This is a genomic window from Nocardia otitidiscaviarum (assembly GCF_007362295.1).
GTDB lineage: Bacteria > Actinomycetota > Actinomycetes > Mycobacteriales > Mycobacteriaceae > Nocardia > Nocardia otitidiscaviarum.
The window spans coordinates 7,231,248-7,251,497 of record NZ_CP041695.1 but is presented as its reverse complement, the minus strand read 5'-3'; the positions used below and the strand labels follow the sequence as shown (position 1 = coordinate 7,251,497).

25 protein-coding genes are annotated in these 20,250 nt (G+C 68.8%); 17 read left to right on the top strand and 8 right to left on the bottom strand.

Translation table 11 applies throughout. The annotated features are described in order from the left end of the window. Window positions 1-86 precede the first annotated feature (86 nt). The 4 genes from aroQ to FOH10_RS32660 all read left to right on the top strand — a co-directional run bounded on the left by aroQ (window position 87) and on the right by FOH10_RS32660 (window position 2,691). Complete coding sequence (aroQ, locus tag FOH10_RS32675; RefSeq protein ID WP_039818116.1) at window positions 87-527, top strand: type II 3-dehydroquinate dehydratase; 441 nt, start codon at window positions 87-89, stop codon at window positions 525-527. Window positions 528-678: 151 nt separating this feature from the next. Further along, entirely contained in the window at window positions 679-1,608 is a 930-nt protein-coding gene (locus tag FOH10_RS32670; protein WP_143983525.1) for an ABC transporter ATP-binding protein, read from the top strand. Next, window positions 1,605-2,465, top strand: coding sequence for an ABC transporter permease (locus FOH10_RS32665; RefSeq protein ID WP_143983524.1), 861 nt, complete (start codon window positions 1,605-1,607; stop codon window positions 2,463-2,465). The genes FOH10_RS32670 and FOH10_RS32665 overlap by 4 nt, the downstream gene beginning before the upstream one ends. Beyond that, window positions 2,455-2,691: a helix-turn-helix transcriptional regulator gene (locus tag FOH10_RS32660; RefSeq protein WP_143983523.1), complete on the top strand. Its 237-nt coding sequence runs from the start codon at window positions 2,455-2,457 to the stop codon at window positions 2,689-2,691. The genes FOH10_RS32665 and FOH10_RS32660 overlap by 11 nt, the downstream gene beginning before the upstream one ends. 74 nt (window positions 2,692-2,765) lie before the next feature. Here the strand turns inward: FOH10_RS32660 and FOH10_RS32655 are convergent, their stop codons facing one another. Next, window positions 2,766-3,641: an NAD(P)-dependent oxidoreductase gene (locus tag FOH10_RS32655; RefSeq protein ID WP_143983522.1), complete on the bottom strand. Its 876-nt coding sequence runs from the start codon at window positions 3,639-3,641 to the stop codon at window positions 2,766-2,768. Window positions 3,642-3,818: 177 nt separating this feature from the next. Between FOH10_RS32655 and FOH10_RS32650 the strand changes: the two genes are divergently transcribed. After that, complete coding sequence (locus tag FOH10_RS32650; protein WP_228814988.1) at window positions 3,819-4,136, top strand: winged helix-turn-helix transcriptional regulator; 318 nt, start codon at window positions 3,819-3,821, stop codon at window positions 4,134-4,136. Between the two features lie 10 nt (window positions 4,137-4,146). On the opposite strand, the gene FOH10_RS32645 is transcribed toward FOH10_RS32650, so the two are convergent. Next, window positions 4,147-5,319 (bottom strand): glycerate kinase, encoded by a 1,173-nt coding sequence (locus FOH10_RS32645; protein WP_143983520.1) that lies wholly within the window; start codon window positions 5,317-5,319, stop codon window positions 4,147-4,149. Window positions 5,320-5,468: 149 nt separating this feature from the next. Between FOH10_RS32645 and FOH10_RS32640 the strand changes: the two genes are divergently transcribed. After that, entirely contained in the window at window positions 5,469-5,801 is a 333-nt protein-coding gene (locus FOH10_RS32640; protein WP_029930294.1) for a GNAT family N-acetyltransferase, read from the top strand. A gap of 13 nt (window positions 5,802-5,814) precedes the next feature. On the opposite strand, the gene FOH10_RS32635 is transcribed toward FOH10_RS32640, so the two are convergent. Beyond that, window positions 5,815-6,576, bottom strand: a complete 762-nt coding sequence (locus FOH10_RS32635; protein ID WP_143983519.1) for a lysophospholipid acyltransferase family protein — start codon at window positions 6,574-6,576, stop codon at window positions 5,815-5,817. A 106-nt stretch (window positions 6,577-6,682) separates the two neighbouring features. Between FOH10_RS32635 and FOH10_RS32630 the strand changes: the two genes are divergently transcribed. From FOH10_RS32630 to FOH10_RS32615, 4 genes are all read left to right on the top strand, one after another. Further along, the gene (locus tag FOH10_RS32630; protein ID WP_039818104.1) at window positions 6,683-7,297 is read left to right on the top strand and encodes a YqgE/AlgH family protein; all 615 of its coding nucleotides are present in this window, start codon (window positions 6,683-6,685) and stop codon (window positions 7,295-7,297) included. Between the two features lie 171 nt (window positions 7,298-7,468). Further along, window positions 7,469-8,872 (top strand): IS607 family element RNA-guided endonuclease TnpB, encoded by a 1,404-nt coding sequence (tnpB, locus tag FOH10_RS32625; protein WP_221937903.1) that lies wholly within the window; start codon window positions 7,469-7,471, stop codon window positions 8,870-8,872. Between the two features lie 15 nt (window positions 8,873-8,887). After that, a complete protein-coding gene (locus FOH10_RS32620; protein ID WP_039818106.1) occupies window positions 8,888-9,394 on the top strand; it encodes a sigma-70 family RNA polymerase sigma factor in 507 nt (168 codons plus the stop codon). Then, window positions 9,391-10,119, top strand: a complete 729-nt coding sequence (locus tag FOH10_RS32615) for a zf-HC2 domain-containing protein (RefSeq protein ID WP_143983518.1) — start codon at window positions 9,391-9,393, stop codon at window positions 10,117-10,119. Before FOH10_RS32620 ends, FOH10_RS32615 begins: the two co-directional genes overlap by 4 nt. A gap of 49 nt (window positions 10,120-10,168) precedes the next feature. On the opposite strand, the gene FOH10_RS32610 is transcribed toward FOH10_RS32615, so the two are convergent. From FOH10_RS32610 to FOH10_RS32600, 3 genes are all read right to left on the bottom strand, one after another. Continuing rightward, window positions 10,169-10,972, bottom strand: a complete 804-nt coding sequence (locus FOH10_RS32610) for an ABC transporter permease (RefSeq protein ID WP_143983517.1) — start codon at window positions 10,970-10,972, stop codon at window positions 10,169-10,171. After that, window positions 10,969-11,958, bottom strand: a complete 990-nt coding sequence (locus FOH10_RS32605; protein WP_143983516.1) for an ATP-binding cassette domain-containing protein — start codon at window positions 11,956-11,958, stop codon at window positions 10,969-10,971. The genes FOH10_RS32610 and FOH10_RS32605 overlap by 4 nt, the downstream gene beginning before the upstream one ends. A 128-nt stretch (window positions 11,959-12,086) precedes the next feature. Beyond that, window positions 12,087-12,599 carry an EXLDI protein gene (locus tag FOH10_RS32600; protein ID WP_029930301.1) on the bottom strand — a complete coding sequence of 171 codons (513 nt, stop codon included), beginning with the start codon at window positions 12,597-12,599 and terminating at the stop codon, window positions 12,087-12,089. A 165-nt stretch (window positions 12,600-12,764) separates the two neighbouring features. Here FOH10_RS32600 and FOH10_RS32595 point away from each other — a divergent pair, with 165 nt between their 5' ends. Genes FOH10_RS32595 through FOH10_RS32580 form a run of 4 tightly spaced genes read left to right on the top strand, consistent with a single transcriptional unit; the run spans window position 12,765 to window position 17,508 of the window. Next, the gene (locus FOH10_RS32595) at window positions 12,765-14,675 is read left to right on the top strand and encodes a thiamine pyrophosphate-binding protein (protein ID WP_143983515.1); all 1,911 of its coding nucleotides are present in this window, start codon (window positions 12,765-12,767) and stop codon (window positions 14,673-14,675) included. Next, a complete protein-coding gene (locus tag FOH10_RS32590) occupies window positions 14,672-15,328 on the top strand; it encodes an SRPBCC family protein (protein ID WP_143983514.1) in 657 nt (218 codons plus the stop codon). The genes FOH10_RS32595 and FOH10_RS32590 overlap by 4 nt, the downstream gene beginning before the upstream one ends. A gap of 36 nt (window positions 15,329-15,364) precedes the next feature. Continuing rightward, window positions 15,365-16,378: a 3-oxoacyl-ACP synthase III family protein gene (locus FOH10_RS32585; protein WP_186000945.1), complete on the top strand. Its 1,014-nt coding sequence runs from the start codon at window positions 15,365-15,367 to the stop codon at window positions 16,376-16,378. Beyond that, window positions 16,375-17,508, top strand: a complete 1,134-nt coding sequence (locus FOH10_RS32580) for an aminotransferase class I/II-fold pyridoxal phosphate-dependent enzyme (RefSeq protein ID WP_143983512.1) — start codon at window positions 16,375-16,377, stop codon at window positions 17,506-17,508. The genes FOH10_RS32585 and FOH10_RS32580 overlap by 4 nt, the downstream gene beginning before the upstream one ends. Here the strand turns inward: FOH10_RS32580 and FOH10_RS32575 are convergent. Next, window positions 17,462-18,430, bottom strand: a complete 969-nt coding sequence (locus FOH10_RS32575) for a bile acid:sodium symporter family protein (protein ID WP_143983511.1) — start codon at window positions 18,428-18,430, stop codon at window positions 17,462-17,464. The two genes, FOH10_RS32580 and FOH10_RS32575, sit on opposite strands and share 47 nt — an antisense overlap. A gap of 125 nt (window positions 18,431-18,555) precedes the next feature. Here FOH10_RS32575 and FOH10_RS32570 point away from each other — a divergent pair, with 125 nt between their 5' ends. The 3 genes from FOH10_RS32570 to FOH10_RS32560 are packed head-to-tail and all read left to right on the top strand — an operon-like array spanning window position 18,556 to window position 19,664. Continuing rightward, window positions 18,556-18,846: a hypothetical protein gene (locus tag FOH10_RS32570; protein WP_200881382.1), complete on the top strand. Its 291-nt coding sequence runs from the start codon at window positions 18,556-18,558 to the stop codon at window positions 18,844-18,846. After that, complete coding sequence (locus FOH10_RS32565; RefSeq protein ID WP_143983510.1) at window positions 18,824-19,210, top strand: cupin domain-containing protein; 387 nt, start codon at window positions 18,824-18,826, stop codon at window positions 19,208-19,210. The genes FOH10_RS32570 and FOH10_RS32565 overlap by 23 nt, the downstream gene beginning before the upstream one ends. A gap of 25 nt (window positions 19,211-19,235) precedes the next feature. Further along, complete coding sequence (locus FOH10_RS32560) at window positions 19,236-19,664, top strand: GNAT family N-acetyltransferase (protein WP_143983509.1); 429 nt, start codon at window positions 19,236-19,238, stop codon at window positions 19,662-19,664. A 122-nt stretch (window positions 19,665-19,786) separates the two neighbouring features. Here the strand turns inward: FOH10_RS32560 and FOH10_RS32555 are convergent, their stop codons facing one another. After that, window positions 19,787-20,197: an SdpI family protein gene (locus FOH10_RS32555; protein WP_143983508.1), complete on the bottom strand. Its 411-nt coding sequence runs from the start codon at window positions 20,195-20,197 to the stop codon at window positions 19,787-19,789. Between the last annotated feature and the right edge of the window lie 53 nt (window positions 20,198-20,250).

Below are 20,250 nucleotides of genomic sequence, written 5' to 3'. Positions count from 1 at the left end.
TCGCCCGTGTCGCCGCAGCGATCGCCGCCGCCTCCCGTCCGCGCGCCCGTCGATTCGAATGCCCCGTCTCCAATACAGTGTCGATCATGGCTGAATCCCGCGGCCCGATCCTCGTGCTCAACGGCCCGAACCTCAATATGCTCGGCACCCGCCAGCCCGAGGTGTACGGCGCCGACACTCTCGACGACGTGGTGGCGCTCTGTCGCGCGACCGCGGCCCGGTTCGACCGCGAGGTGGTGGCCTTCCAGTCCAATCACGAGGGCGCGCTCATCGACCGCGTCCACGCCGCGCGCGGTGTCGAATCGGGCATCGTCATCAATCCCGGCGGTCTCACCCATACCTCGGTGGCGCTGCGCGACGCCCTGGTCATCCCGGAGGTCCCGATCGTCGAGGTGCACATCAGCAATGTGCATGCCCGCGAGGAGTTCCGCCACCACTCCTACATCTCCCCCATCGCCACCGCCGTCATCGCGGGCATGGGCATCCGCGGTTACGCCGCCGCGGTCGAATACCTCTGCACCCGCTGAACCGCCGAACGTCGAACGCGGCCCCGTGACCGGACGGTCACGGGGCCGCTGCCGTTCAGCCCGGGTATATATCGAAAATGTGTAGCTTTCGCGCGGCGGAATGTAGTAGGTATGCTACATACTATCCGGCTCTTACTACTGAGAAGGTTTTATGGCTGTTCGCGACGGCGTCGTTGTCGACGTCGAGAACTTGCGCATGCGCTACGGCACTCGGGATGTGCTCCAGGACGTCACGTTCCAGGCGCACCGAGGGGAGGTGCTGGCACTGCTCGGACCGAACGGGGCGGGCAAGACCACCACCATCGAGATATTGGAAGGCTTTCGAATGCGGTCGGCGGGCCGCGCCGAGGTACTCGGCAGCGATCCCGCGCACGGCGACGAGGCGTGGCGGGCGCGACTCGGGGTGGTGCTGCAATCCTGGCGCGATCACGGCAAGTGGCGGGTGCGGGAGCTGCTCGACCACCTGGGCAGGTTCTATGCCCCCTACGCCACCCAGGATGTCCGAAGGCCCTGGGACACCGACGAACTCATCGCCGCCGTTGGCCTCACCGAACACGCCGGCGCCAAGATCATGGCCCTGTCCGGCGGTCAGCGGCGGCGTCTCGATGTGGCCATCGGCATCGTGGGCCGCCCGGAACTGCTGTTCCTGGACGAGCCGACGGCGGGCTTCGATCCGCAGGCCCGGCGCGAATTCCACGATCTGGTGCATCGGCTCGCCGATGACGATCGCACCACCATCCTGCTCACCACGCACGATCTGGACGAGGCGGAGAAGCTGGCCGACCGCATCCTGATCCTGGCGGGCGGCCGCATCATCGCCGACGGCTCGGCCGACCAGCTCTCCCGCCGCATCGCCGGTGAGGCCGAAATCCGTTGGACCCGTGATGATCAGCGCTTCGTTCACACCACCACGGAATCGACGAAGTTCGTCTACGAGCTGTTCCAGCAGCACGGCGAGGCCATCGGGGAGCTCGAGGTGCGCCGCGCCTCCCTCGAGGACACGTACATGACACTGGTGCGCCGCGTCGAATCCGGACAGGGTGACGCCGAGGTGCACAGCCTGGAGGAGGTCACCCGATGAACCGGACCGAACCCATCGACGCGGCCGTGCGCGCGGGCGTCCAGCGCGGCTGGATCGAGCTGCGCCAGTCGCTCACCAACGGCATGGACCTGTTCTCCATGTTCTTCTGGCCGGTGCTGACCCTGGTGGCGCTGTTCTTCATGCGCGACAGCAGCTACGCGGCCACCGACCTGGGCTTGGGTTCGCTGGCGCTGCCCGGCATCCTCGGCATGCTGCTGGCGTTCAACGGCATCTTCGGGATCGCGGGCTATCTGTCGCTGGAACGCGAGGACGGAACCCTGTTGCGCGCCAAGGCCACCCCCAACGGCATGGTCGGCTATCTGATCGGCAAGATCCTCACCACCTCCGGACAGGTCGTCGCCCAGGTGCTGTTGATACTGGTGTTCGGCACCATGCTGGTGGGCGGCGTGGAGCTGAATTCCGTGGGCCGCTGGCTCACCCTGCTCTGGGTGACGGCACTGGGACTGCTGGCCACGCTGCCGCTCGGCGCGATCCTCGGCTCGGTATTCGAGAACCCGCGTTCGATGGGCATCATGTCATTGCCCATCATGGGTCTGGTGGCGATCTCCGGCATCTTCTATCCGATCACGGCCATGCCCGACTGGGTACAGGGGGCGGCGCAGGTGTTCCCCATCTACTGGCTGGGTCTGGGCATGCGTTCGGCCATGCTGCCGGACGACGCGGTGGCCGTCGAACTCGCGGGTTCGTGGCGGCACTGGGAGACCGCCGCCGTACTGGGCGCGTGGACGGTGGCCGGGCTGCTCATCGCTCCGATCGTGCTGCGCCGCATGGCCCGCCGCGAATCGGGCGCGAATCTGGCCGCACGCCGGGAGAAGGCGCTGCAACGTGCCTACTGAGGTCATCTACAACCGGATCGCGATGCTGCGCGCCGAGCGCGGCATCTCACGCCGGGAACTGGCCGAGGCGCTGGGCGTGCACTACCAGACGGTCGGCTATCTGGAGCGCGGCGAATACAGCCCGAGCCTGCACCTGGCGCTGCGGCTCGCGCAGTACTTCGAGGTACCGGTGGAGGTCATCTTCTCCACCACTCCCTTCCCCCGCCTCGGCTCCGAAACCGCCTGAGCGGCGACCGTCCCGCCGTCCGAATCCGATGTCGGACGGCGGGCGTCCCCGCGCACGCGCCCCGCCGGGTCATGTCAGGCGCTCTCGCCCTTCATGATCCGGAACACCGGCACCGCGTGTCCGGCCTTGTCCGAGACCTCGATGGCCTTGCGCCACATACCCTGCGAGACGTGCGAGAGGGTGGCGTCGACGCCGACTTCTTCGCTGGCGTCGATGATGTGCTGGGCTCCGGCGTCCATCATGCGGTAGGCGGAGATATCGCCCCAGCCGCCCTGCTGCGCCGCACCGGCGTACTCCTCCATGAAGAACGGGTACGCACCGGCGGCGCGCACCGCGTAGGGCAGGAACTGGGCGATGTCGTGACCGGAGCGGTCGATCATGGCCAGTGCCTGGTCGTAGGCCAGCATCCAGGGATGGAACACGGTGAGCAGGGCCTGGTAGAAGATCTGCGACAGACCGTCGTCCGCGCCCAGGTACTCCGGCGGGCTCAGCGGCGTGAGCAGTTCGGCGTGCGCCTCGAACACCTCGCGGGGCCCGCTGTAGAAGATGTAGGACGACGGGTGCTCGATGTTGTCGCCCGCGGACATGACGCCGCCCGCGAGGAACTGCGCCCCGTGCGACCGCACCCACTTCGCGCCCTCGCGGGCCTTCTCCGGAGAGTCGGAGGACAGGTTGGCGATGACCTTGCCCGCCAGGTGGTCGGTGGCCTGGCCGAGCACGTCGTACATGGCGGCGTAGTGGGTCAGGCTGAGGACGGCGACCTCGTTGGCGTCGAGCGCCTCGGCGACCGTGGCCGCCCGCTTGGCCCCGAGTTCCACCATGGCGTCGACCTTGGCCGTGCTCCGGTTCCACACCGTCACCTCGAACCCGGCCTTCAGGAAGGCCCGGACCATGGCCTGGCCCATCGGGCCCAGCCCGAGGACGGAGAGGGAATGCTGCTGCTGAGACATGTTTTGTCCCTTCGGAATCGTGACGTGGTTGCTGTCGGCGCCGACTCCGATAATGGCCCCGACGGATAGGCTCGGGAAGACCGCACGTTCGAGTGGGGTTGCTTACCTCGAGGTTCGAAATCTGGTCAGGAGGACACGGTGTCGCAGGCGAGTGACGCGGATCACGATGTGTGCGGTATGTCCGTGGCCATCGATGTGGTCGGTGGCAAGTGGAAGCTGCACCTCATGTGGGTGCTCGGCGAGGGTCCGCAGCGTTTCGGCGAGATCCGCCGCCTGCTGGACGGGGTGAGCGAGAAGGTGCTCGCGGAGAACCTGCGGCATCTGGAGGCCAGCGGTGTGGTGCACCGCGAGATCTACCCCGAGATCCCGCCGCGGGTGGAGTACTCGCTGACCCCGCTGGGGCAGGAGCTCAACGAGGCGTTGGGGCCGCTGGAGCGCTGGGGCGAGCGCAATCGAGACCGGGTGCTCGGCCGTCCGCTCACCGCCGCGAGCTAGCCGGTCCGCGTCAACGGCCGCGCGCGCGATGCGCGGTGCGGGTGGTCCGCCCGTCACCGGCCGCGGGTGACTTCGCGCCGATGCGCTGGCCGATGCGCTCGAGAATGGCGGCGGCGTCGGCCATGCAGCGTTCCGGGCTCGGCTCCAGATCCGACAGGGCGAGGTGTGCGGCGAATCCGGCCTCGCGCAGCTGATTCGCGCTGAGCTGGATGCGTCCGGCGACCGCCATGACCGGAACGCCCGCCGCACGGGCGGCATCCCGGACGCCCATGGGCGCCTTGCCGTGCAGGCTCTGGGTGTCCAGCGATCCTTCACCGGTGACGACCAGGTCGGCACCGCGGAGGTGGGTGCGGAAGTCGATGAGTTCCAGGACCAGTTCGATCCCCGGGCGCATGGTGGCGCCGAGGACGGCCAGCGCACCGAAACCGGTTCCGCCCGCCGCGCCCGCACCGGGCGCACCGGCCAGTTCGGGTGCGACGATCCGGGCCCAATTCGCCAGGGCGTCCTCGAGCAGCGCCTGATCCTTCGGTTTCGCGCCCTTCTGCCGGGCGTACACCGCCACCGCCCCGTTCGGTCCGAGCAGCGGGTTGTCCACATCGCTGGCGAGGATGACATGGGCGTCGGCCAGCGCGGGATGCAGACCGCTGCGATCGATCCGGTCGGCGAACCGCAGAGCCGCGCCGCCGCACGGCAATTCGGTGCCGTCGGCGGCGAGTATCCGCAGCCCGAGTGCCTGCAGCAGGCCCGCACCGCCGTCGGTGGAGGCGCTGCCGCCGAGGCCGAGCACGATCTCCCGCGCGCCGTGCTCGAGCGCGTGCGCGACGACCACCCCCAGCCCGTAGGTGCTGGCCCCCAGCGGATCCTGCTGCCCGCCCGGCAGTTTCGACAGTCCCACCACGGCGGCGAGTTCGATGACCGCGGTCCGGCCGCGGCGCGCGTAGGAGCAGGGGGCCGGATCGCCGGTGGGTCCGGGCGCGTGCAGGTGCACCCGCGTCCAGCCCGCGGCGAGGAAGGCGTCCACGGTGCCGTCCCCGCCGTCGGCCACGGGCATCCGCACCACGTCCGCGCCGGGCGCGGTGCGCCCGATACCGCGCGCGAGCGCGTCCGCGACCTCGGCCGCCGTGAGCGAACCCTTGAACTTGTCGGGTGCCAGCACCACCCGACGCGGCCCCTTCTGCGTCATCACCACAGTCTGCACGCTGCGGCGAGCGACCGCTGCCCCCACCTGCGCCACGCCCGGTCGCCACGCGAACCGATCTCCCGACACGCCCGGAGCGCGAGTAATGGCAATCGGTGCAAATCGACCACGGGCCACCCGATAGCGTCGTGCCCATGTCGAGTGAGTCGAATGAGTCGATCGAAGTGCGCCGCAATCCCGCCTTGGATCGCTTCGAGCTACTGGTCGACGGCCTCGTGGCGGGGGTGACCTCCTATCAGGACACCGCGAACGAGCGGGCCTTCGTGCACACCGAGATCTACCCGCAGTACGAGGGCCGCGGCTACGGCCGCAAGCTGGTGCAGGGCGCACTGGACGCCACCCGCGACGAGGGCCTCGGCATCCTGCCGCTCTGCCCGATGGTGCACCACTTCGTGGAGTCGCGGCCGGAGTATCTGACGCTGGTCCCGCACTGGTCCAGGGAACGACTGGGGCTACCTCAGCACTGAACCGGCCCGGCACTCAGTACGCCGCGACGGCTCCGTCCAGCGCCGTCTGCAACTCGCTCTTCACCAGCCGTGCGATCTCGGCGGGGCGGGTGGGCAGGTCGACGACCGGCATGCCGAAGTAGAAGCTGGCCGACCTGACCTGCTCCTTGGTCGGCTCCACGGTCGGATCGGGTCGCGGACCGTAGCTCAGGCCGATGCTCACCAGGGCGGGCGCGGCGCCCAGCTTCATGGACTTGAAGGCGATGTGCCCGATTCCGCTGCCCACCGATTGGACCTGGGTGGGGTCCACGTCATTGCAGGTGCCCTCGGGGAACACCGCCATGCCGTCCCCGCGGAACAAGCGCTCGGCGCAGACCTCGATCATCCGCTGCCCGGCGGCGTTCACCGCGCGAATACCGTGGTCCTTCCCGCGGAAGACCGGAATCCCGCCCATCATGTCGATCCGGCGGCGCTGCTTGGCCTCGGCGAACAGCTCGTCCTTGGCCAGCACCCGGGTCCGACCGATCACGGGCCGCAGCCCGCTGCGCCAGGCCGCCGCGGCAACGGTGTAGGGATCGAGCTGGGACAGATGGTTGATCGAGATGAGCAGCGGGCGATCCTCGGAAATCAACTCCCGCAGGCGCTCTCGCGCCCCTGGCGCATATGCGACCCGCGGATGGTAGCGACGCCCGAGCAACGCGTAGGCACCCCACGCCTGCAGTCGATTCTGCTGATGCTCCCGGTAGAAGTCGTACACGGCATCGCTGTTCTCGAGGACGACCTCGGGACGTTCCATGGGGAAACCCTAACTCGGTTCGTTTGCCCCCGCCGCACTCCCCGATATGGGCCCTTGACCAAAACAAACCGAGCCAATCGGGGGGTAGCGGTGCGATGATGTCGAGGTGGCACGCGCAGAGGAACACGGCGATCGTTCTCGACGCGAATCCCGGCACGAGGATCAGGTGGTTCGGCCGGGCACACTGCTGGTGTCCGCGACCGACCTGGTGGAACCGTCGTTCCGGCGCACCGTCGTGTACATCATCGAGCACAACGACGCGGGCAGTCTGGGCGTCGTGTTGAACCGGCCCAGCGACACCGCGGTACACGACGTGCTGCCGAACTGGGCCGATGTGGCGGCGGCACCGCGCGCGCTGTACATCGGCGGCCCGGTGAAACGCGACGCCGCCCTGTGCCTGGCCCTGGTGAAGGTGGGCACCCCGGTCACCGAGGTGCCGGGTTTGCGCAGAGTGGACGGGCGCGTGGCGCTGGTGGATCTGGACTCCGATCCCGAGGTGATCGCGCCGCTGGTGGAGGGCCTGAGAGTGTTCGCGGGCTATGCGGGCTGGACCTTCGGACAGCTGGAGGGCGAATTGGACCGCGGGGACTGGATCGTGCTGTCGGCGCTGCCGAGCGATCCCATCGCGGGCCGCGGCGATCTGTGGGCGCAGGTGCTGCGCCGCCAGCCGCTGCCGCTGTCCCTGTTGGCGACCCATCCGATCGAGGTGGAGCGCAATTGATCTGAACCCGCGGCCGGTCCGCGTCGTGGACGGGGTCGCAACAGTTGCAGCGGGTATAGGTGAATCCAAGCGTTCGTCAGTGTTTGTGTAGTGTGGGGGGTCTCTGCCGGGTGGGGCCGGCTCCGTGCGGGTCGGCTGACTTGTCGGTGGTGCCCGCTAGGGTCACCGGGTGTGCGGGTGGTGCAGGCCTACAAGTACGCGCTGGACCCGAACACGACGGCCACCGCCGCCCTGTTCGGGCACTGCGGCGCGGCACGATTCGCCTACAACCACATGCTCGCGAGAGTGAAAGCAGTCCTCGACCAACGCACCGCCGAAACCAGCTACGGCCTGACCGGCGACGCATTGACGCCCGCGCTGAACTGGTCGGCCTACGGACTGCGCAAGGACTGGAACCGGCGCAAGAACACCGTCGCGGTCGATCGCGACACCGGGATGCCGTGGTGGAGCGAGTATTCGAAGGAAGCGTATGCGTCGGCGACCGCGGATCTGGCGGCGGCACTGAAGAACTGGTCGGCCTCCCGGAGCGGACGGCGGGCGGGGAAACCGATGGGCTTCCCCCGGTTCAAGCGCCGTAGGGGGGATGCGGTGGGGTCGGTGCGGTTCACCACCGGCACCATCCGGCTCGAGGGCCGCACGCGGGTGGTGCTGCCGGTGATCGGCCCGGTCAAAACCCACGAATCCACCCGCAAGCTGGCACGGCGGATCGAGGCGGGGACCGCGCGGATCATGGCCGCGACCATCAAGCGGGAACGCCGCCGCTGGTGGGTGGTGTTCACCTGCGAGGTCGACCGCTGTGACCCGCCACCCCGCCTGTCCGGCACGGCGGTCGGGGTCGATCTGGGTGTCAAGACCCTCGCCGTCACCAGTGACGGTATCGCGCACCCGAACCCGAAACACCTCACCAGGCACCTGGCGCGGCTTCGGCGCGAGTCGCGGCGGGTGTCGCGGCGGCGGGGTCCGGACCGGCGTAGCGGGTTCACCGGGTCGGCGCGCTGGCATCGCGCCAACCGCACCCGTAACCGGGTCCAGTATCGGGTGGCCGACGCCCGCCGCGACAGTCTCCACCAGCTCACCAGCCACCTCACCGGAGCTTATGGTGCGATCGGGGTGGAGGACCTGCACGTTGCCGGGATACTGCGCAACCGGCGACTCTCCCGCGCGATCGCCGATGCCGGGTTCGCGACCCTGCGCCATCAACTCGGCTACAAGACCGCCTGGCGGGGCAGCGTGTTCGCCGTCGCGGAGCGCTGGTATCCGTCGAGCAAGACCTGTTGCGGTTGCAAGGCAGTGAAAACCAAGCTGCCTCTGCATGTGCGGGTGTTCGAATGCGAGTTCTGTGGGCTGGTCCTGGATCGGGATGTCAATGCCGCCCGCAATCTCGCTGATCAGGTGTATACCCTCTTCCCGGAGTGGCCGGGTGAGGTGAAACGTGGACGTGGAGGCGATGTCAGACCCACCCGGTGGGCAGTCGCCAGTGAAACGTCTACCCGACGACCGCCCCTGGCGGTACAGGGACCTCCGGGCGGAAATGCCCGGATCACTGAGCATCACCGATACTCGAGTGAACGGTAGCGGGAGGTGCATCCGATGCCCGAGGAACAGGCCGAACTGCTGCGGGTGCTCTATGACGAGCACGCCACGGCACTGTGGCGCTACACCTACGGACTCGTCGGCGATCCGGGCCGTGCCGAGGACATCGTGCAGGAGACCCTGCTGCGTGCCTGGCAGCGGCCCGCCGTGCTGGATCAGTCCACGCATTCGGCCCGTGCCTGGCTGTTCACGGTCGCCCGGCATCTGGCGGTGGACGAGTACCGCAGTGCCCGCAATCGACGGGAGTTCCGGATGGACCATCCGCCGGAGCAGCCGGTGGCGGATCAGGCCGACCGCGCGCTGGACGGCTGGCTGGTGGCCGACGCCCTGGCGCGGCTCAGTCCGGACCACAGGGCGGTGATCGTGCGCGCCTACTACCGCGGGCTGTCGACGCATCAGATCGCCGCGGAACTGGATATCCCGGAAGGAACGGTGAAGTCCCGCATGCACTACGGGATGCGGGCGCTCCGGCTGGCGCTACAGGAGATGGGGGTGACCAAGTGACGGAAACGGTTGCGGGACGGGAGCCCTGCGCTGCCTACGAAACCTGGGACGGACCGTATGTCCTGGGCGCGCTCACCCGTGCCGAACGCCGCGACTACGAGGAACACCTGGCCGGATGTGACCACTGCCGCGCGGCGGTGACCGAACTGGCGGGGCTGCCCGGACTGCTCGCGCTCGTGACCGCCGAGACCGCCGAGGCCGTCGCCACCGCGGACACGCCCGCGGATACCGTGCCGCCGCCACCGGATCGACTGCTGTCCGGCCTGGCCGCGCGGGCGCGCCGGGAGCAGCGCCGCGCCCGGCTGTGGTCCATCGGCGGCGCGCTCGCGGCCGCCGCCGCGGCGGTGCTGATCGCGGTGCCGGTGACGGCCGCGGTCACCGACCGCGCTACCGCGCCCGTCCAGCAGGTGGTGGCGCAGGGGCCGCTGGAATCACCGGACCCGATCCCGATCACCGCGACCTTCGAACTGCTCGCGGTGAACGGGGAATCGCGCGTGGACATGTGGTGCGCCTACGCGGCCAGCGACTACGCCTATCAGTGGCGGCTGTCGCTGTGGGTGGTGCGCACGGACGGCACCGAGTCCAAGCTGGCGGAGTGGACCGCCGCGCCCGGACAGGAATTCACCCCGGACGGAACGACTTCCGTGCCCCCGGACCGGTTGCGGACCATCGAGGTGCGCGACGACGCGGGGCGGGTGCTGCTGTCGGCGGTGCTCGAACCGTGAGCGAACAAAGCGAAACCCCCTGCCACGGCAGAAGGTTTCGCTCGGTCGGTCAGTTGGCGCGCTTGCGGAACATCGAATTGGACCAGAGGTAGCCGAGCACCGCGAGGGCCACGCACCAGGCGATGGCCAGGATGCCGTTCTTACCGATCTCGGTGCCCATGAGCAGACCGCGCAGGGTTTCGGTGATCGGCGAGAAGGGTTGATACTCGGCGAACTGCCGCACCCCGGCGGGCATGGTGTCGGTGGGCACCAGACCGCTGCCGAGGAAGGGCAGCATGGTGATGGGCAGGGGTAGATTGCCCGCGCTCTCGGGAGTCTGGGCGACCAAGCCGATGCCGACGGCCAGCCAGTTCAGGGCGATGGTCACGAGCAGGATCAGTCCCAGGGCCGCGAGCCATTCCAGCGGGTTCGCATTCGTCCGGAAGCCGACGGCGAAGGCCACCAGGGTCATGGCGATCACGCCGAGCAGCGCCTGCACGGCGGTGCCGATGACCTGGCCGTTGAGCATGGCCGACTGGGAGATGGACATGGACCGGAAGCGGCTGACGATGCCCTTGGTCATATCGCTGGCCACCATCACGGCCAAGCCCGCGCAGACGAAGGCCGGAACCATCAGCATCATGCCGGGGGCCAGGTAGCTGATGTACTTCGCGTCTCCGGTGGACGTTTTCAGGGCACCGCCGAAGATGTAGTTGAACATCAACAGCAGAATGATCGGCATGAGCACGACATTCGCGGTCAGCCCGGGATAGCGTTTGGCGTGCAGCAGATTTCGGCGCAGCATCGTGGTGGTGTCGGCGATGCCGTGCGATCTGGTGTCATAGGTCCGGGTCGTGGTCGTCACGGTGCTCATCGCACGATCTCCTGTTCGATGCGGTCGGTGTCGGCGCGGTCGGTGTCGGCCGGTTCGGAGCCGGTCAGGGCGAGGAAGACGTCGTCGAGATCGGGAGTGTGCACGGACAGTCCCTCGGGTTCGATGCGCTCGGCGTCGAGGCGGTCCAGCACCTCGCGCACCGAACGAACACCGCCGTCGCTGGGAATCGCGAGGGTCAGGTCGCCATTGACCTGTGCGGCCCCACCGAACACCCGGGCCGCGGCGGTCAGTCCGTCCCGGTCGGCGAAGTCGAGGCGGATGTAGCCGCCGGGGACGAGGCGCTTGAGTTCGTCCGCGGTGCCCTCCGCGACGATGCGGCCGCCGTGCAGCACCGCGATGCGATCGGCCAACTGATCGGCTTCCTCCAGGTACTGCGTGGTGAGCAGGACGGTGACGCCACCCGCGACCAGGTCGCGCACGATCTCCCAGACCACGCGGCGGCTGCGCGGATCCAGTCCGACGGTGGGCTCGTCGAGGAAGATGATGCGCGGACCGCCGACCAGGGTCATGGCCAGGTCCAGGCGGCGGGTCATACCGCCGGAGTAGCTGCTCGCGGGTTTGTCGGCGGCTTCCTCGAGATCGAAGCGGCGCAGCAGTTCGTCGGCGATGGCGGTGCTCTCGCTTCGCGGCAGATGGTGCAGATCGCCCATGAGCAGCAGGTTCTCGCGGCCGGTGAGTAGTTCGTCCACCGCGGCGAACTGGCCGGTCACGCCGATGGCCGAGCGCACTCCGGCGGGCTCGGTCGCGAGGTCGTACCCGTCGACGGTGACCGCGCCGCCGTCGGGACGCAGCAGGGTGGCGAGGATGCGCACGGTGGTGGTCTTGCCCGCGCCATTGGGGCCGAGCAGGGCGAAGATGGTGCCCTCGGGGACCTGGAGGTCTATCCGATCGAGCACGATGTGTTCACCGAAGGATTTGCACAGGCCGTCGGCCAGGATGGCCGGGGTGCGGTGTGCGGCGGTCATGGGCGCCTCTCTCATTGTTCAGATAAATGGATACGAATAAACGCATGGGTCAGGTAGGCCGTGACAGCCCGGTGGGCCGGTCAAGGTTTGTCGCGTTCGCTATTCGGTTGAGGGAGGGACGTCTCGACTCAGATGTCGAGGTCCTCCACCGGCGGCCGGTCGGCGATATCGGCGACGCGTCGGAACAGCTGGTCGGGGATCAGCCCCCGCAGCTCCTCGATGTCGTCCACGATCGTCAGGTTGTAGTCACCCCAGTCCGGGTCACCGACGCCGAACATGCGTCGCCAGCTCTTCATGTCCTTCAGCGATCCGGTGACCATGTCGTCCCATTTGGCGACATGCTCGTGGGCGACGAACTTTCCCTTACGGCTGCGGTACACCCGCACGTGCTGCTGTGCGACGGTGTCGTTCATGTCGCGCCATTCACCGAGCAGCGCACCGGAGAAGCGGACCTGGCGCACTCCGTTGTGCCCCACGGGGAGCACAATCTCCTCGAAACCTTCGAGTCGGCCCTCCTCCAGTTCGATGTAGCGACGCAGCGCCGTCACGATCGCACCGGACAGATTGCCGCCGACCAGCTCCTGAGCACGGCTGAACAGCGTCAGGTCGTCATCGGATACATAGATCGTCTTGTTCGGCATGACTTCACTATACGTAGACGTATACGTACACACAAGACCCTGCTTCCCCGCCCCGGTCGGACCGCCGATAGTGCAGGGTTGAACCACTCGCAGATCAGCTCCGTATCTCCCTACACGCGGCGGGCACCGGCTCTCGGCAGCCCGCCGGCATCGAGAGGAACGTGTATGGACAGCGGGGCCCGGGTCGCCGACTACCTGGTTCGAGCCGTTTCGCGACTGGGGATCCGGCATCTGTTCGGCGTGGACGGCGCGAATATCGAAGACCTCTACGACGCCGTATTCGACCACAACGCGTCCATCGGCCCGGATGCCGCCGACGATCGCGCACCGCTCACCGCCGTGGTGGCCAAACACGAATTCTCCGCCGCCACCATGGCCGACGGCTACGCCCGCTCCACCGCCGGACTCGGCGTGGTCGTCGCGACCTCCGGCGGCGGCGCGGTGAACCTGGTCGCCGGACTGGCCGAATCCTTCGCCTCCCGGGTTCCCGTCCTCGCGCTCGTCGGGCAGCCCCCGACGGTCCTGGAAGGCAGGGGCGCCTTCCAGGACTCCAGCGGTCGAGCGGGGGCATTCGACGCCGTGCGGTTGTTCTCACCCCTCACCCGCTACTGCGCGCGCGTCGAATCCCCCGCCGACCTCCCGGCCCAGCTGCACGACGCGGTGGCGGCGGCCCGGTCCGGTGGCCCCGCGGTGCTGTTGCTGCCCAAGGACATTCAGCAGGCCGAGCTGTCGACGCCGCCCGAATTCCAACCGCCCGCACGGGCGCACCGCCGCGATCACGACGGGCTGGAGCGGGTGCTGCGGGCGCTGCGCACCGCCCGCAGCACCGGCAAGGTGGTGATCATCGCCGGTGACCAGATCGCCCGCGACGACGCCCGCGACGAATTGGCCCGGCTCGCACGCCTGCTCGACGCCTCCGTCGGCGTCGCGCCCGACGCCAAGGACGTCTACGACCACCACGCGCCCGGATACTGCGGGGTGGCTGGCAGCATGGGGCACCCCGAACTGCTCGACGCCCTGCACCGGGCGGAGCTGTGCCTGCTCGTCGGCACCCGGATGCCGATCACGGCGCGGGCCGGGCTGGAGGACGCGCTGGGCACGGTCACGCTGGCCGGTATCGGAGCCGAACCGCCGTTCCTGCCCGGCCTGCACGCCCACACCACCGACCTGGCCGCCACTCTCGCCGACCTGTGCACCGATCTCACCCGCCCCAGCCGCATCCAGCCCAACGGCGACCTCACCCGCGCCAACGGCGGAACCGCACCCGCCGTCCGCGATTCCGCTTCCGCCATCGGCGATCCCGCACCCGCCGTCCGCGATCCCGGCCGGACGGCACGGCAATCCGATGTTGTGACGAGCGAGTCCGCGACCACGGACGTGCCGCGCGGTTCCGGATCGGAATTGCCGACGACCGCCGCGGAGTGGCGGGTGAACATGCTCACCCCGCTCGACGTCCCACCGTCCGACGGACCCGGCCTGCGGTATCGCGCCATCGTCGAGACCGTCAACGACGCGCTGCCCGACGGCACGGACGTCTTCGCCGACGCGGGCAACACCGGTGCGTCGGTGGTCCACCACCTGCGTATGCCACGCGGCGGTCGCTTCACCGTCGCGCTGGGTATGGGCGGTATGGGGTACGCGTTCGGAGCCGGGATCGGTTCCGCCTTCGCCCGGTGCCGCCGCGCCGACGGCGAGGTGCGGCACACCGTCGTCATCGCCGGAGACGGCGCGTTCTTCATGCACGGCATGGAGATTCACACCGCCGTCGAACACCGGCTGCCCATCACCTTCGTGGTGCTCAACAACAACGCGCACGCCATGTGCATCACTCGCGAACAGCTCTTCTACGGAGACCGCTACAGCTACAACCGCTTTCAACCCGCCGATATCGGCGCGGGCGTGGCCGCCATGTTCCCTGGCCTGCGCACCCACCGACCCACCACCCTCGCCGAACTGGCCGCGACGCTGCGCCGGTGCGTCGAGACCCCGGGACCCTCGTTCGTGGCCGTGGACTGCGATCCGGACGAGGTGCCCCCGTTCACCCCCTTCCTGACCGCATCGAGGAGGCTCCCTTGACCACCGCCCTGCCCGCTCTCAGCGATATTCCGGAGGAGGTGGTGCCCGGAGTGCTGCGGATCGAGAACTCCGACCGGGAGGCCACCACGCCGATCATCATGGACATGCTGCGGTCGGTGTACCCGCACGATCAGATCTTCGGGCAGTACTGTCCGGTCCAGGACTACATCGCCGCGCCGCCCCGGGAGGTCTACGAATACCTCGCGGACACCAGGAGTCTGGAGGAGTGGACCTACAGTCTGCGCGGCTTCACCGAGACCGATGAGCCGGGGCTGTGGCTGGCCGCCGACCGGCTGGGTCCGAATACGAAGATCTACACCCGCACCGTCGCCAATCCGGACGCCATGACGGTGGACTACCACTGTGCCTGGGATCAGGGCGAACACCTGTGGATGATCTACCTGATGCGGGTGGTCGACGCCCAGGTGGTGTTGAACAAGCCGGGATCGGTGGTGCTGTGGACGAATTGCCGCCACCCGTTCTACGACGAGAACCCCTATCCGGAGGCCGCGCCCCCGGGCCGCTCGGTCTGGGTGGGTGACTTCTGGGAGATGTTCTCCGCCGGGCACAAGCTCGAACTCGACAATCTCAAGGCGATCTGCGAATACCGTGCCGCGCACGGCCTGCCGATCAAGCCCGACTGGATGAAGTGAGGTAGCGCAGTGGATTTCACCGACCCGGCGCTCGCACTGCCACCGGTCAGCCTGGTGGACGTGGCGAGCTATCTGCCCGGCGACCCGGTCGGCACCGAGTACTTCACCCGGTTCTCCCGCTCGGAGCGGATGGCGAAGAACGTCATGTTCCGCGCCCCGCGCGCCCGCCATCACGTCGGCCGTGACGAGACGGCGGTGGACATGGTGGAGCGCGCCGTCGGGCCGCTCATCGAACGCCATGGGCGCGAATACATCTCGTCCGTCGACATCCTGCTCACCCATACCCAGCTGCCGGACAACCCCGTGCTGGGGGCCGGTCCCGAGGTCGCACGGCGGCTGGGCATGCGTCCCAAGCATGTGATCGACGTGCACAACGGCGGCTGCGCGGCGTTCGTGCACATGATGTCGCTGGCGCGGGATCTGATGCGCGCCACCGACGCCCGCACCGCGCTCATCGCCGCCACCCAGAATTGCGCGGGGCCGGTCTTCACCCAGTCCGAGATTCGCGGCAAGGCACAGGCGCCGGTGCCCGGCGACGGCTGCGGCGTGGGCCTGCTGGTGAAGGACAACAGCGCGCCGATCCTGGGTATCGAATGCCGTACGTATCCCGAGTTCGCCGGGGATATGGACTTTTCCACCGGTTCCGAGCGCAAGTACTGGGAGCCGGGCGAGGGGCAGGGCTGTGTGACCTTCAGCGAATCCAAGATCACCAAGGTGTTCGCGCGCGGCAATCGGCTGGTGCCCGAGGTGGCGCTGGCGGTCTGCGATCGCATCGGGGTGAAGGGCCGCGATATCGACACCTTCGTCACCAATCAGCCGAACCGGCTGTTCCTGCGCAACTGGCACGACGCCCTGGAACTGCCGGCCGAACGTCACCCCGACACCTTCGACGAGTGCGGAAACCTGTTCGCCGCCGCCATTCCCGTCACCCTCGACACGGAGCAGCGGGCGGGGCGGCTGCGGCCCGGATCGGTGGTGCTCATGTCGGCCTTCGCCCACGCCGGGGATTTCGCGGGCGCGGCGGCCGTGCGCTGGGGTGCGGTCGGATGACCGCGCTGCCGGTGCCCGGCACCCCGGAACCGGGTGGCGCACCGGTTCGCTACGACCTGAGTCTGAGCGAGAATCCCTTTCCCCCACTGCCTTCGGTGCTGCGGGCGCTGAGTGCGGAACTGCCCCGCACGAATCTGTACCCGGAGTTCGAGCCGCGGCGGCTGCCGCGGCTCATCGCCGAGCACGTGGGGGTGACGCCGGACCAGGTGGTGGTCGGGACCGGAGCCACCGGGGTGACCATGCAGATCATGCAGACCCTGGCCGCCCCCGGCCGTCGCATGGTGTTCGCGACGCCCACCTTCGACGGCTACCCGATCATGGCGGCCATGACCGGGCTGGAATCGGTGGGCATACCGCTGGATTCGTCCGGTCGGCAGCGGCTGTGGGAGATGGCCGCGGCGATCGACGACCGCACCGATCTGGTGGCGGTGTGCCGCCCGCACAATCCCACCGGAACCGTGGTCTCCGGCAGTGAGCTGAAGGCGTTCCTGCACGCGGTGCCCGCCCGGATACCGGTGATCCTGGACGAGGCGTACGTCGAATTCCTCGGGGCGGCCGATGTTCTCGACGTGGTCGAGCTGGTCCGGCGACATCCGAACCTGCTCGTGCTGCGCACCTTCTCCAAGGCGTACGGGCTGGCCGGACTGCGGGTCGGCTACGCCTTCGGGTCCGAGGAACTGATGCGGCGGGTGCGGCGGCTGCAACTGCCGTTCGGGATGCCGAGCGGCGCGGTGGCGGCGGTGGCGGCCTCCTACGCGGCGGCCGACGAACTCGCGATGCGGGTGCTGCGCATCACCACCGAGCGGGAGTTGCTGCGGACCCGGCTGCGCCGCAGCGGTATCCGGGTTCCACGCGGCAGCGGCAACTTCCTCTATCTGCCGGGCAGCGATATCGCGGCCGCGCTGGCGCGGGCCGGGATCGTGGCCAAACGCTATCCGGACGGCAGCGCGCGCATCGCGGTCGGCGAGCCCGCGGCCGGACGGGCGGTGCTGCGGGCGCTCACCCACGGGCCGGGGGCGGCGCGCCGCCCGCTCTCGCCCGAGGACAGTATCCGTGCCCGCACCGTGCGCGCGGCGGACGACCTCAGTCGGCGGTCCGCGCCCACCGCTGCGCCAGGGCCGCGCAGGTGATCAGCTGCACCTGGTGAAAGATCATGAGCGGCAGCACGATCAGGCCGACCGGCGCGCCCGCGAAGAGCACCGTGGCCATGGGCAGACCCGTTGCCAGGCTCTTCTTCGAACCGCAGAACACCACCACGATCCGGTCGGCCCGATCGAACTTCGCGAGATCGCCCACGAAGGCCGTCGCCGCCAGCACGATGGCCAGCAGCACACAGCACACGGCGGTGAGTCCGACGATCCGCCACGGCGACATGGACTGCCAGATGCCCTCCACCATGCCCGCGCTGAACGCGCTGTACACCACCAGCAGGATCGAGCCGCGGTCCACCAGTTTGGTGGATTCGGCGTGGCGCACCATCCAGCCGGAGATCTTGGGCCGCAGCAACTGTCCGGCGATGAACGGCACCAGTAGTTGCAGCACGATGTCCACGATCGCGCCGGGATCGACCTCGGCCTGGCCGGTGGTGTTCATGAGCAGGATCACCAGCGCCGGGGTCAGGAAGACGCCCAGCAGATTCGACAGGGTGGCGCTGACGATGGCCCCCGCCACATTGCCCCTGGCGATGGAGGTGAACGCGATGGAGGACTGCACGGTGGAGGGCACCAGGGTCAGGAAGAGCAGACCCGTGTACAGGTCCTCGGTGAGCACGGTCGGGACCAGCACGTGGGAGGCGAGGCCGAGCAGCGGGAACAGCACGAAGGTGCAGGCCAGCACGGTGAGGTGCAGACGCCAGTGGGTGAGACCGGCCAGCGCTTCCCGCGGGTGCAGGCGCGCGCCGTACAGCAGGAACAGCAATGCGATGGCAATTTTGGTCAGCCAGCCCACCACCTCCGCGCCGTCACCCCGGGCCGGAAAGACAGTGGCCAGGACGACTACCGCGAGTATCGACAGGATGAACCCGTCGATGTAGAACTTGCTGAGAAATCGCACCGGTCGAGATTAGTCCCGAATGTCGGACCGCTCGGTCGCGGAGGTTTGAAATGATGCGTGAGTGCTAATGTCAATATGAGTTAGCTGACAGGACCGGAATGCTTCGGAAAGGAACCTCGATGACAATGGCTCACGCAGTTCACGAAGCCCACGACCACAAGCACGGCCCCGAATGCGGGCACGTTGCCGTACCGCACGGCGATCACACCGACTACGCCCACGACGGCCATCTGCACCGCGCCCACGACGGGCACTACGACGAATGCGAGCCCGCCGGGCACGCCGCGCACGACGCCCACGAGCACGCCCACGGCGAGGGCTGCGGCCACGTGGCCGTGCCGCACGGGGACCATGTGGACTACATTCACGACGGCCACCGCCACGCCGCACACGATGGGCATTACGACGAGCACTGAGTACCGACCGAATCCCGCGCCCGCGACGGGGACGGCCAGCCGCGAGCTGGTTCGCTTCACCCTCGCCGGGCGCGAGTTCGTCGTGCGGCAGACCATTGTCGAACCCGGTGGCCAGAGCGGCTGGCACTATCACGACGGCACACTGTTCGTGCTGGTCACCGGGGGCGACCTCGACCACCCGTGGACCGATTGCGTACCGCTCACCCATCGGCGCGGGCGCATCTTCCGAGAGCCCAGCGGACCGGAACACGCGCATCTGGCGCGCAATCTCGGGGCGAAACCGCTGCGATTGACCGTCCTCTACGTCAATCCGGCCGGAAGTCCGCTGTCGCGCGGTATCCCTCCCCCGCCCTGCGCGCGCTGAACGACGACTCCGGCATGCTGGCACCATGATCGAGATCGTCACCGTCGCCAGCGAGCGGGACCGGGCCGACGCCTACGCCATTCGCATGGCGGTATTCGTCGAGGAGCAGGGCGTGCCCGCGGAGATCGAACTCGACGAACTCGACGCGACCGCCGACCACTTCCTGGCCCGCCTCGACGGGGAGCCCATCGGGGCCGGACGACTGACGCGCCGCGACGACGTCGGCGTACTCGGACGGCTGGCGGTGGCGAAACGGGCGCGTGGCACCGGTTTGGGCGCGGCGCTGGTGCGTGCCATCGAGGAGCGGGCGCGCGAGCGAGGCTTGGTCGCGGTGGAACTGCACGCGCAGACCCAGGCGCAGGGCTTCTACGAACGGCTCGGCTATGCGGCCTTCGGCGAGCCGGACTGGGAGGACGCGGGGATCGAGCACATCTGGATGCGTAAACCGCTGTGAGCCGCGCAGGCTCGAGAAAGGGTCACGGCCGGATGCGTCGCGACGAGGGGAAACTCGGTTCGGTGTGAACGGTGCGACAGGGGTGTCAGAGCCTCGCTCGTATCAGCACGCGGCGGATGGAATCAGTGCGCGGCGGGTTCGCAGGCGTCGCGCAGCGAGCAGGACCCGCAGGCGCTGCCGCAGCCGCCGACCTGCTCGGCCGGGGCCAGCCCCTCGATGGCCTGGGCGGCGGCATTGGCTCCCGCGCCCAGCGTGAGGAAGGCGATCACCACCGTGCCGACCGGCACCAGAATCGCGGCGAGACCACCGGCGACCAGCGCCACCACCCCGCCCGCGGCCAGCAGGATCCCGGCCCCGATGGACGTGGGCCCGGCCACCCGATTGGCCAGCCGAAAGGCTTCCTCCGAGGCCAGCGCCTCATCGGTGTGCACCCCGAAGTAACGGTTCCCGGGCAGTGTGCCGGTCAGACCGAGCACCCCGGTGACGACGGCGACCGCCGCCAACACGAACAGGATCATTGCCACCACGAACACTCCAGCAGCGTAGCCCAGGGCCATCGGGTCGCTGCCGGGCCGGTCGGCGCGTC

Excerpts from the sequence above, each read along its gene's own strand:
- FOH10_RS32570 (WP_200881382.1), top strand. The coding sequence starts at position 18,556 with ATGGCTCACGCAGTTCACGAAGCCCACGACCACAAGCACGGCCCCGAA.
- FOH10_RS32640 (WP_029930294.1), top strand. The coding sequence starts at position 5,469 with ATGTCGAGTGAGTCGAATGAGTCGATCGAAGTGCGCCGCAATCCCGCC.
- FOH10_RS32565 (WP_143983510.1), top strand. The coding sequence starts at position 18,824 with ATGGGCATTACGACGAGCACTGAGTACCGACCGAATCCCGCGCCCGCG.
- FOH10_RS32635 (WP_143983519.1), bottom strand. The coding sequence starts at position 6,576 with ATGGAACGTCCCGAGGTCGTCCTCGAGAACAGCGATGCCGTGTACGAC.
- FOH10_RS32595 (WP_143983515.1), top strand. The coding sequence starts at position 12,765 with ATGGACAGCGGGGCCCGGGTCGCCGACTACCTGGTTCGAGCCGTTTCG.
- FOH10_RS32560 (WP_143983509.1), top strand. The coding sequence starts at position 19,236 with ATGATCGAGATCGTCACCGTCGCCAGCGAGCGGGACCGGGCCGACGCC.
- FOH10_RS32605 (WP_143983516.1), bottom strand. The coding sequence starts at position 11,958 with ATGACCGCCGCACACCGCACCCCGGCCATCCTGGCCGACGGCCTGTGC.
- FOH10_RS32670 (WP_143983525.1), top strand. The coding sequence starts at position 679 with ATGGCTGTTCGCGACGGCGTCGTTGTCGACGTCGAGAACTTGCGCATG.
- FOH10_RS32620 (WP_039818106.1), top strand. The coding sequence starts at position 8,888 with ATGCCCGAGGAACAGGCCGAACTGCTGCGGGTGCTCTATGACGAGCAC.
- FOH10_RS32580 (WP_143983512.1), top strand. The coding sequence starts at position 16,375 with ATGACCGCGCTGCCGGTGCCCGGCACCCCGGAACCGGGTGGCGCACCG.
- FOH10_RS32645 (WP_143983520.1), bottom strand. The coding sequence starts at position 5,319 with ATGACGCAGAAGGGGCCGCGTCGGGTGGTGCTGGCACCCGACAAGTTC.
- FOH10_RS32600 (WP_029930301.1), bottom strand. The coding sequence starts at position 12,599 with ATGCCGAACAAGACGATCTATGTATCCGATGACGACCTGACGCTGTTC.
- aroQ (WP_039818116.1), top strand. The coding sequence starts at position 87 with ATGGCTGAATCCCGCGGCCCGATCCTCGTGCTCAACGGCCCGAACCTC.
- FOH10_RS32610 (WP_143983517.1), bottom strand. The coding sequence starts at position 10,972 with ATGAGCACCGTGACGACCACGACCCGGACCTATGACACCAGATCGCAC.
- FOH10_RS32665 (WP_143983524.1), top strand. The coding sequence starts at position 1,605 with ATGAACCGGACCGAACCCATCGACGCGGCCGTGCGCGCGGGCGTCCAG.
- FOH10_RS32655 (WP_143983522.1), bottom strand. The coding sequence starts at position 3,641 with ATGTCTCAGCAGCAGCATTCCCTCTCCGTCCTCGGGCTGGGCCCGATG.
- FOH10_RS32650 (WP_228814988.1), top strand. The coding sequence starts at position 3,819 with ATGTCCGTGGCCATCGATGTGGTCGGTGGCAAGTGGAAGCTGCACCTC.